General features: G+C 46.6%; 9 protein-coding genes. 3 read left to right on the forward strand and 6 right to left on the reverse strand.

Features of this window, described 5'->3' with window-relative positions; all coding sequences use genetic code 11:
• Window positions 1-11: 11 nt before the first annotated feature.
• Genes ICN11_RS08615 through ICN11_RS08640 form a run of 6 tightly spaced genes read right to left on the reverse strand, consistent with a single transcriptional unit; the run spans window position 12 to window position 4,668 of the window.
• Window positions 12-1,730 carry an L-aspartate oxidase gene (locus tag ICN11_RS08615; protein WP_216230026.1) on the reverse strand — a complete coding sequence of 573 codons (1,719 nt, stop codon included), beginning with the start codon at window positions 1,728-1,730 and terminating at the stop codon, window positions 12-14.
• Window positions 1,727-2,338, reverse strand: a complete 612-nt coding sequence (locus tag ICN11_RS08620; RefSeq protein ID WP_216230027.1) for a fumarate hydratase C-terminal domain-containing protein — start codon at window positions 2,336-2,338, stop codon at window positions 1,727-1,729. Before ICN11_RS08620 ends, ICN11_RS08615 begins: the two co-directional genes overlap by 4 nt.
• A gap of 8 nt (window positions 2,339-2,346) precedes the next feature.
• Window positions 2,347-3,210, reverse strand: coding sequence for a fumarate hydratase (locus tag ICN11_RS08625; RefSeq protein ID WP_370623619.1), 864 nt, complete (start codon window positions 3,208-3,210; stop codon window positions 2,347-2,349).
• A 23-nt stretch (window positions 3,211-3,233) separates the two neighbouring features.
• Window positions 3,234-3,593, reverse strand: coding sequence for a succinate dehydrogenase, cytochrome b556 subunit (gene sdhC / locus ICN11_RS08630; protein ID WP_216230029.1), 360 nt, complete (start codon window positions 3,591-3,593; stop codon window positions 3,234-3,236).
• Window positions 3,590-3,940 (reverse strand): succinate dehydrogenase, encoded by a 351-nt coding sequence (locus ICN11_RS08635; RefSeq protein ID WP_216230030.1) that lies wholly within the window; start codon window positions 3,938-3,940, stop codon window positions 3,590-3,592. The genes sdhC and ICN11_RS08635 overlap by 4 nt, the downstream gene beginning before the upstream one ends.
• Window positions 3,937-4,668 (reverse strand): succinate dehydrogenase/fumarate reductase iron-sulfur subunit, encoded by a 732-nt coding sequence (locus tag ICN11_RS08640; RefSeq protein WP_216230031.1) that lies wholly within the window; start codon window positions 4,666-4,668, stop codon window positions 3,937-3,939. The genes ICN11_RS08635 and ICN11_RS08640 overlap by 4 nt, the downstream gene beginning before the upstream one ends.
• 82 nt (window positions 4,669-4,750) lie before the next feature.
• Here ICN11_RS08640 and ICN11_RS08645 point away from each other — a divergent pair, with 82 nt between their 5' ends.
• The 3 genes from ICN11_RS08645 to ICN11_RS08655 all read left to right on the forward strand — a co-directional run bounded on the left by ICN11_RS08645 (window position 4,751) and on the right by ICN11_RS08655 (window position 7,466).
• Window positions 4,751-5,650, forward strand: a complete 900-nt coding sequence (locus ICN11_RS08645) for a LysR family transcriptional regulator (RefSeq protein ID WP_216230032.1) — start codon at window positions 4,751-4,753, stop codon at window positions 5,648-5,650.
• Between the two features lie 189 nt (window positions 5,651-5,839).
• Window positions 5,840-7,069, forward strand: a complete 1,230-nt coding sequence (locus ICN11_RS08650) for a DUF3300 domain-containing protein (RefSeq protein WP_216230033.1) — start codon at window positions 5,840-5,842, stop codon at window positions 7,067-7,069.
• 52 nt (window positions 7,070-7,121) lie between these two features.
• Window positions 7,122-7,466, forward strand: coding sequence for a Rap1a/Tai family immunity protein (locus ICN11_RS08655; protein WP_216230034.1), 345 nt, complete (start codon window positions 7,122-7,124; stop codon window positions 7,464-7,466).
• The last annotated feature ends 184 nt before the right edge of the window (window positions 7,467-7,650 follow it).

The raw sequence follows: 7,650 nt of genomic DNA on the forward strand, positions 1-7,650 counted from the left end.
TTCAAAAATGATTAGACCTCTACCAAAATAGTCTCGCCAGGTTTAATCATCGTAAATTGAACTGGTCTATTTTTAATATCTAACCCATCTTTACCCAATTGAACTGCTGTGAAATAAGATTCTTCTAAAGAGCCGGGTTGAGGAAAATCATCGCGATAGTGAGCTCCTCGAGAGTTTTCACGAGAAAGCGCGGCTTCGGTTACAGACTTGCTAACTAAGATCAGATTATTTAAATTCATCCAATCCTGCCATGTAATGCTGTATTCCCTTTGAATATCGCCTACGCCAATTTGATGCAACTGTTCACCCAACTGATCAAGCTTGATGCGAGCTCGGAGCAAACTTTCTTTTGTTCTTGAGATGCCTACGTCATCCCACATACACTCTGCAAGAGCATCACGAATTAACTCAATATCGCCTGCAGGCCTCTCTAATGGTGCCTCATGGGCCTTGATGCTGGCGTGCACCTCATCCATATTGCACTCTTGCAAATTCTGGGACACAACCCACTTCGCCATTTCTTCTCCAGCAATGCCGCCAAATACAGTGGAGTTAGCAACGCCATTACCACCCAAGCGGTTTGCACCGTGCACCCCTCCAGTGTCTTCACCTGCTGCAAATAAACCTGGCAACTCGGTGCTGCAGTCCGCTTTGAAAATTAATCCGCCCATCATGTAATGCGCGGTTGGAACAACCTCTACAAGATCTCCAGCCAAGTCAAAGCCACTATCGGCACATCGCTCAACCATGCCTTTAAATTGCTTGCGGACGTTATCAGGACCAAGGTGACTCATCTGAATATAGACACCGCCATTAGGGGTGGCTCTACCCGCTCTAATTTCAGAATTAATAGAGCGAGAAACAATATCTCGAGTTGCGCGTTCATTGCGGGGATCGTAGTTACCCATAAAGCGCTCTTGATTGCCATTAAGCAAATATCCACCTGCCCCACGCAAGCCTTCCTCAAGAACAGTTCCAGTCATCCTAGTCCCAGGGCCGGCTAACAAACCAGTTGGATGAAACTGCACCATTTCCATATCGCGCAATGTGAGGCCAGCACGCAGTGCCATAGCTAAGCCATCACAACTCTTATCGCCCGAAGGTGTGTGGTACTTATACATTGTGGGGCCGCCACCTGTAGCCAAGAGAACTGCCTTAGCTCGTACCAGCGTGAATTCACCAGTCTGCATATTAAGCATCAGTACTCCAGCGAGAGACTTTCCATCAGCACTATGAATTAGCTCAAGCGCTCGATATTCCTCAAGACGATGAATTCCTCTAGCCCAGACTTGCTCAGCCAATCGGCTGATAATTTCAATGCCAGTCAGGTCTCCCTTGTGGACTGTGCGGTCAAAGGTTTGCCCAGCAAACGCCTTTTGATGGACTGTTCCATCTGGATTGCGATCAAAAAAACAGCCAAGCTCATTCTCAAGCTCATGAATACGTTCGACAGCCTTATTAACTAAGGTCCACGCCAACTCTTGATCGGACAGCCATTTACCACCCTCAATCGTATCCATAAAGTGACGTTCAACAGAATCACCTTCCGCTAGCGCAACGTTATAACCACCTTGTACCATCCGAGTACAACCACATTTACCCAGCAGTCCCTTTACGGCAATAGTGATATGAAGATCTGGATTAGCTTGATGTGCGTGCAGAGCTGCAAATAGTCCTGCACCACCAGAACCCAGAATCAGGATATCGGTTTCAATGGTGGCGATATTCATGATGCAATTCCCAGGCTCTTTAAAACAGCTTCTTTATTGCGCGCAACATCGCTCTTCACTTCTTGATAAATGCTGCCACCATGGCTATCCATTGCTACCAGCAAGGGGCCAAAGTCCTTAATCTTGAAACGCCAGAGAGATTCAGGATTGAGGTCATCCATATCAACATCTTCAATCTGCTCAATCCAAGTTGTCTCTAGCGCTGCCGTACCGCCAATAATTGCAAGATACACACCACCAATCTCCTGGAAGGCTGCCGCAGATCCTTCACGCATACCACCCTTGCCTACAATCATTCGCACACCATTTTCAGTCATCAAAGGGCGAGTAAAGCGCTCCATACGATCTGAAGTAGTAGTCCCAATGCAGATTGGCTGGTAGCCAGCTGGGAATTCTTCGCTAATAGGGACCTTACGCACATTCGGCGCCGTATGAATCACAGCATGCCCATTGAGATCAAAGCGAGTTTTGCGACCCTTATCAAATAGGTGAATCTGCGTAGCATCTCGAATACCAAACAAAGTATTTTGCAGTGTGACTGTGTCATTAATGCGTAGCTTACGAATATCCGCTTCGCTAACAGGAGTTGGAAGGTAGTAATGGGCCATCGTTATTCCTAGAATCCGTAAGTCACACCAGCGGGTGTGAAAGTTGCTCGCGCTCTGCGCGCAGAATGGCACTGCATATTGACTGCTACTGGATTAAGGGTGATATGCGTGTGGGCAAGCTCTACATGCACAGCAAATGCTGTTCCATCGCCACCTAAACCTTGAGGACCAATACCCAATTTATTCACAGCAGCAGTTAACTCTTGCTCTAACTTAGCACCTTCTTCGTCACTACATACACTCCCCAATTCTCTGGTAGCTGCACGCTTGGCCATCGCAACACATTGCTCGGAGGTGCCACCAACGCCAACGCCAACAATCGTTGGGGGACATGTCTTACCTCCAGCAGATACAACACTCTCAATGACAAAAGCTTTAACGCCATTAATCCCATCAGCAGGAATGGCCATTTTCAAAAAGGAATTGTTTTCTGAACCACTTCCCTTTGGAACCATCTCAATCTCAAGAGTCTCATCATCATCACAAAAATCAATGCTGATTGCAGGCATATCAATACCGCAGGAGGTGTGATTATTTTTTCTGGTGATTGGATGAACTACTGATGAGCGCAATGGATATTCAGTTGTTGCACGCTCACACCCTTTGCGAATAGCTGCCTTGAGTTCCATGCCATCAAGCTGAACATTGCGGCCAATCTTGACCTTGTAGATCGGTAGGCCTGTGTCCTGGCAAAGTAAGTTGTCCTCACGCTCTGCAACGGCAATATTGGTGATCATGGTTTTCAGCACCACCTGCGCGCGAGCATCCGACTCACCTTGGTTTAAGCGCTCAATACCTGCTTTAACATCATCTGGGAGTACTTTTAAGGCGCGGATATAAAGCTCTTTACATGCGTCTTCAACTGCTTTCATTTGCAACTGCATAAATTACCCAATCAATTTGCTAAATACAAAAATAGAAGGCCACAAGCAATGCCAAACAAAATAGCCACCTGGGTCCAAGCCTTACGCAGTCCGCGCCACGGACCAAACTCAATCATGATGAGCCGAATCCCACCCACCAAATGAATCGCCAACAAAATAACAAGCGCCCACTCACCAAATTTGAATACCCAAAAATCGGTTAATCCCAAATAGCGCTCAAACCCACTGGCTCCACGAAGAGACTGAGAAAGCATTAAGAAATGCAAAGGAATAAAGCAAGCCAACAATAATCCAGAGAAACGATGGCATGCATATGCAAAGTAAGAGAGATGAGACTTTGCGCGTAAATCGAGCTTTGGTCTAGATCTCATAAAGCACCTCCGGTATAGACACCGATCACCGCTGTAGTTCCCAGGGTGATGATGAGGGCTGCCAAAATCCAAGATAGGGTCTTGGAAATAAATCCCTTGCAAAATGTTTCTTCGAGAATATTAGCCAAGCCAATAGGCGCGTGCACGAAGCAGGCCAAAACAAAAATCTCATAAAAAATAGCAAATGCAATATTGCCCTGCGTACGCCCAAGAATCTCTTCAGCAGTTAGGCCGCCGCGTATTGCGTAAAAAATAATGATGAGGTGGATGCTGACACAGAGCCCCAAAATCATGGCGCTAATTCTTTGGGCATACCAAAGCTTGGCCTGCAATATTCCCTGGCTCATAACTTACCCCATTTGCTGCCACGCACGGCAGCCCTGGCTACTAATTTCTTAAGGCCAGCAATACTAGCCGTAGGCTCCAGCTTCTTAGGGCAGCGCTCAGTACAGGATCCCTGCGTATGACATGCATGACAACCTTCATCACCAGCAACCGCACGCAGGCGATCAAATTGCTGAACATCACGCACATCGTTTGTCAGCGTCCAAGCGCGATTCAGAGCGGCAGGACCAAGATAGTTAGCACGTTTTTCAACAACTTCACAGGAGGAATAGCAAACTCCGCAACCAATACATTCGATGCCAGCATTAGCCAACTGACGCTCAACCGATTCTGGCTCTACATTCACAAAATCATCATGACGCGTTTTATCGCCCTTGAAGAAACCGACAGCACCTTTCCACTTGTTAAAGAACTCTCGCATATCTGTTGCAAGATCTTTAATGACGGGAAGATTATGTAAGGGTGCGATCTCTAGTGAGTCACCCTCAACGATCTGAGAAACGTGAGTGCGACATGTCCAGCGAGCAACGCCATTCACTGTCATGGCGCAAGAACCACACATACCAACTCGACAAGCGAAGCGATAGCTTAGGGTCGGATCCAGCTTGCGCTGAATATAGGTAACAACATCCAGCACCGTTTGATTGGGGTTTCGCGGCACCAAATACTCAACAAACTCACCTTCTTGAGCACCGCGCCAGACTTTTACTTTGAGATCTGTATTGGACATGAGCTGATTATATCGATAGATAGTAAAAAATAAATCGAATATAATTTTCTTCGAGATAAAAAAATACTTTATATTTAAGTCTATGTCGAGCATTCGAGTACTCAAGAACTTTCTAGCCATCTCAAGACACAAGAGCGTGGCGGCCGCTGCACGTGAAATAGGCCTGACCGCTGCTGCTGCGGGACAACAATTGCAGCAACTAGAGGCTGATATTGGTATTGAGCTTTTTGATAGAACTAAACGCTCCATGACTCTAAATCATCATGGCAGATCATTGGTTGAGCCAATCCAAGAAATCATTGCACGCTATGAAGCTTTAGGTTCTGGCTTCAAATCTGATCTCAGCGGCACTATTGTTTTAGGCGCACTCGTTTCAACCTTAATGGGCGCATTTGGAAACACATTGAATGAGCTCAAACAGAATTACCCAGAACTCGAAATCAAGCTCATTGCAGGTCTTTCGAATAACTTTCTAGATCAGGTAATTGAAGGAACTCTAGATGCGGCGATTGTGACCGAATCCCCTTATGCATTACCTCAACATATTCGGTGGACAGAATTATATACAGAGCCAATGGTATTGATTTCTCCGGCAAGTAAAAACAAAAAGGTTTCTTCACCTAAGGAACTGGCAAATGAACTCCCATTTATGCGCTTCGAAAGAAATACTTGGACCGGCCACCTAGTAGATCAAACTATTCGAGTAAATAAACTCAATATTAAAGAAGGTATGGAGCTTAATTCAGTTGAGGCAATTATTGAGCTTGTAAGACAGGGGCTTGGATACTCGATTGTCCCCAAACTTGCTAATGTTTCATGGGATAACGACCGCCAACTAAAAATATCCACGCTACCTGGAAAAACGATTTACCGGAAAGTTGGCTTACTGGAAAAGCGCAAACACTCACGTGAAAATATTACGCAAGAAATTAAGAAGTACTTCCTAGATGAGGTAACCGCAAAAAGAAAAACCACCCCTTAGGGTGGTTTGAAAGAAAATCTATGGAGGTAATACTAAAGAATGAACAACATATTCATAGTATTCCCCTGATCTTCATTCCAATTATTGGCTCGCCTACTTTAAGTGCGTTATGCTTCAATTTGGTGCATATCTAATATTAGCCCCATTCTGTAGAATCTAAGCATATTCAACCTTGATAAAGGAGTGCCAATGTTGGCGACAAAGAAGATGGGCACTCCATCTCGTTTAATAGCAAGCCTGCTTACGGCTGCACTCATCATTCCTGCGGCAGCTCCTGTGGCATATGCCCAGAACTCTAGCCAACAACAAGCAGTCAAGCTGTCTCAAGCGCAATTAGAGGCTCTAGTAGCACCGATTGCACTTTATCCGGATGCACTTGTCTCGCAAGTATTGATGGCTGCCACTTATCCATTAGAGGTTGGAGAAGCATCCAACTGGGCCAAAACTAATAGCAAGCTCAAGGGTGATGCCCTTAATAAAGCACTTCAGCAGCAGACCTGGGATGCGAGCGTGAAGTCCCTCGTGTCATTTCCACCGGTACTGGAAATGATGGGAGCCCAGCTGAGCTGGACACAACAACTTGGTAACGCTGTCTTGGCACAGCAATCAGAAACCATGAGCGCGATTCAAGCATTGCGTGCAAAAGCTAAACAAGCTGGATCCCTGCAATCAAATTCACAACAGACGGTGACAACACAAGGCAGCGGTAGCAGTCAGACCATCATCATTGAACCTGCGAATCCTCAAGTTGTCTATGTTCCTACTTACAACCCAACCGTTGTTTACGGCGCTTGGGCCTACCCAGCCTACCCTCCATACGCATACTATCCACCTGGATATGTAGCCGGCACAGCACTTCTTTCATTTGGCGTCGGTATGGCGGTTGGCGCAGCTCTTTGGGGTGGTTGTCACTGGGGCGGCGGTTACGGTGGTGGATCATTGACCGTAAATAACAATAACTTCAACAACTTCAATAAGAACACTAACAACAACTGGAATGGCAATCGCAATGGTGGCTCCAGTGACTGGAAGCCCGATCAACAACGCCGCAATGCCAATCTTGGTGGCGGTGCAGGGGCTAATGCGAGTCGTGATGCTGAACGCGATCAATTACGCCAGAACTTACAGCGTGGCGACTTAGGCAATAACCGCTCCGGGGATCGCGCTGGCAATATGAGTGGTGATCGCGCGGATCGTGCAGGCGCTGATCGAACAGGCGACAGAAGTAGCGCTGACCGCGGTGGGAATTTTGGTGGTGATCGCGCTCCAGAAAGATCTTCCGGTGGTGGCGATCGATTTGGCGGTGGTGGCGGCTTTGGTGATACTCGCAGTGCGCGCTTTGATGGCGGTGGTGAGCACTTTGGTGGCGGTAACCGCGGTGGCGGCTTTGGTGGCGGTGGCGGTCGTGGTCGTCGCTAATTACTCGCACTCATCTACATTGACATATATAAAATTGATTAAAGGAATAAACATGAAGAAATTTTTAATTGCCGCTACCCTAGCCTTCGGAATGGCCGCTAGCATGCAAGCAGCCAACGCAACTACTACTGATGAGCTATTGCAATATTGCAAAGGCGAAGGAAGCACAAACGTGACCTGCCAAATTTATGGCCAAGCGGTTTATGACACCTACCTTGCAACACGTAACCCAAAAACTGCTCCTAGCAAGATTTGCGTCAAGCAACCTGCACCATCTCGTATCCAAGTAGTAGACGAATACATTGCTTGGGCCAATGCAAACCCATCTAATGGACCAAAACCAGCAGCAGAAACTATGTTGAAGTTTTTAGAAGGTGTATTTCCTTGCGGAAAATAATGCATTTTTTATAGAATGCTTGATCATGCGATCCGGCATTAAAAAAGCCACCCCATGTGAACTGACCCCCAAAAGTTGGACGCTTTGTCCAACCAAGGGGGTTTTGTTTTATGAGCAAGTACAGCAAGCAGTTCAAGCTAAAGGTAGTTAAAGAGTTTCTAGAGTTTGGCGGTCTTAAGCGGGT

It is taken from the genome of Polynucleobacter sp. 78F-HAINBA (assembly GCF_018882325.1).
Classification (GTDB): Bacteria; Pseudomonadota; Gammaproteobacteria; order Burkholderiales; family Burkholderiaceae; genus Polynucleobacter.

Coding starts and splice junctions, on each gene's coding strand:
- ICN11_RS08615 (WP_216230026.1), bottom strand. CDS start 1,730: ATGAATATCGCCACCATTGAAACCGATATCCTGATTCTGGGTTCTGGT.
- ICN11_RS08620 (WP_216230027.1), bottom strand. CDS start 2,338: ATGGCCCATTACTACCTTCCAACTCCTGTTAGCGAAGCGGATATTCGT.
- ICN11_RS08625 (WP_370623619.1), bottom strand. CDS start 3,210: ATGAAAGCAGTTGAAGACGCATGTAAAGAGCTTTATATCCGCGCCTTA.
- sdhC (WP_216230029.1), bottom strand. CDS start 3,593: ATGAGATCTAGACCAAAGCTCGATTTACGCGCAAAGTCTCATCTCTCT.
- ICN11_RS08635 (WP_216230030.1), bottom strand. CDS start 3,940: ATGAGCCAGGGAATATTGCAGGCCAAGCTTTGGTATGCCCAAAGAATT.
- ICN11_RS08640 (WP_216230031.1), bottom strand. CDS start 4,668: ATGTCCAATACAGATCTCAAAGTAAAAGTCTGGCGCGGTGCTCAAGAA.
- ICN11_RS08645 (WP_216230032.1), top strand. CDS start 4,751: ATGTCGAGCATTCGAGTACTCAAGAACTTTCTAGCCATCTCAAGACAC.
- ICN11_RS08650 (WP_216230033.1), top strand. CDS start 5,840: ATGTTGGCGACAAAGAAGATGGGCACTCCATCTCGTTTAATAGCAAGC.
- ICN11_RS08655 (WP_216230034.1), top strand. CDS start 7,122: ATGAAGAAATTTTTAATTGCCGCTACCCTAGCCTTCGGAATGGCCGCT.